The sequence below is a fragment of the Prevotella sp. TF12-30 genome (assembly GCF_003436715.1).
Classification (GTDB): domain Bacteria; phylum Bacteroidota; class Bacteroidia; order Bacteroidales; family Bacteroidaceae; genus Prevotella; species Prevotella copri_A.
This window is the reverse complement of sequence record NZ_QSQJ01000097.1, coordinates 515-1965: the sequence shown is the minus strand read 5'-3', so window position 1 is coordinate 1965 and position 1451 is coordinate 515. Positions and strand designations below refer to the sequence as shown.

Here is a 1451-nt window from a genome sequence, read left to right as displayed (position 1 = left end):
TAGTGCTTTTAGCCTTTAAGCCACTATTGCACAACCCCTTTTTGAAAAGAACGTAAAATTAACAAACTTATTGCTGTGATTGTGTTTTGTTAACTCACCCTAAAAGGGATATGCATAGTGTGTTGTATGCATTCCCTTTCAGGGTGATTTTTTATGGTTCATCCAGAAATTCGATGATTTCTGCTACTTGTTGCCGGGTGTAGAAGTGGGGAAACTATACTGAACAAAATGCAAATAAACTGCATTAAACTATAACAGTGATAGCATGACACAGTTTAGCTTACACTCTCATTAACACACACTAATTCTTGTAGAACCATAATAAAAAACTCCCCATAGAGTTTACTTTTGAATAGAATTTACGTAAATGACAAGATTTTTTGCCTGATTAACAAATATAGAATCTCCTTTTGCTTCATAAGAAAATAATGTATTATTATCCAAAAGTTTATCCTTACTAATCACAACAATTCTAACCAAAGGAATCCCTAAATAGTTTGCGAGCTTTTTATCAGATTCTACTTCACTTTTAGTATAGGATATTATACCATCACTCCTATACACATCTACATTTTGCAGTTTCTTTTTAACATAATAAACACTCTTTTTTATAGCATATTTCTCCCCCTCTATATTCTATCGTTCCACAAGAATTATTATATTTTAATCCTGAGGAAACTTCTTTACAATAGTTTCATAAACAACGATGCCACTTCACACACCTTTTAGTGCGCAAAGTGGCATTAATTATAAGACGTTGAACGAGCAGTAACCCGTTGTATCTCTGTAGCCTTCTGTTGTCTCTATTCTCATTTTCTTCCCAATGCGATATGTCCCTTTCGTATATTTCTGACGTACATTGCCCAGATCAATTTGAAATTTTCTGGCAGTGTTTGGTCGGATGCCAAGACCTATCTCTATAAAGGCAGCATTCTTCAATGGAATCTTTTTCCAACCTTTATTTTCCTTCTCGATAAAGTACTCATAACCAACGATACAAGTCCATGGTGAATTGTTGGTTATAGTCAACGTAACAACTTGAGGTTTATTCGTAAAATGCGTCTGCGAGAGTTCCAAGCCAAGGTTTCCTTGTACAGAGTTGGCCTCTTTTGCTATTTTGGTCTCTTGCTCGGATTTATTCTCTTGCACATTACTAGTTAAAGCACTTGCTTCCGTTACTTGACTATTACTTTTATCCCCAACAGAGCAAGAAAGAAACAATAAACATGCAATCATGCATCCTAGCAAAAAAATAAAATTAATTTTCATACACATTATTTTTTATGTTAGACAAAAATGAAAATTACAAAGGTCACTATCACTAACCTATTTTGTTTTGGCTTTATTATTAACAGTTTCTTCATAAACAATCATCTATTAAAATCCTGACTACTACTATTGCTTCCACTTCCAAAAGAACCAAAACCATTCCCACTTGAAGAAGAACGTGT

Annotated in this window: 1 protein-coding gene; it reads right to left on the bottom strand. The window is 33.9% G+C overall.

What is annotated here, in order from left to right:
• Nucleotides 1-747 precede the first annotated feature (747 nt).
• Nucleotides 748-1269 carry an immunoglobulin-like domain-containing protein gene (locus DXD25_RS16170; protein WP_117664378.1) on the bottom strand — a complete coding sequence of 174 codons (522 nt, stop codon included), beginning with the start codon at nucleotides 1267-1269 and terminating at the stop codon, nucleotides 748-750.
• Nucleotides 1270-1451 lie beyond the last annotated feature (182 nt).

Bases quoted from the DNA above. Each gene is read 5' to 3' on its own strand.
- DXD25_RS16170 (WP_117664378.1), bottom strand. From the start codon at position 1,269: ATGAAAATTAATTTTATTTTTTTGCTAGGATGCATGATTGCATGTTTA.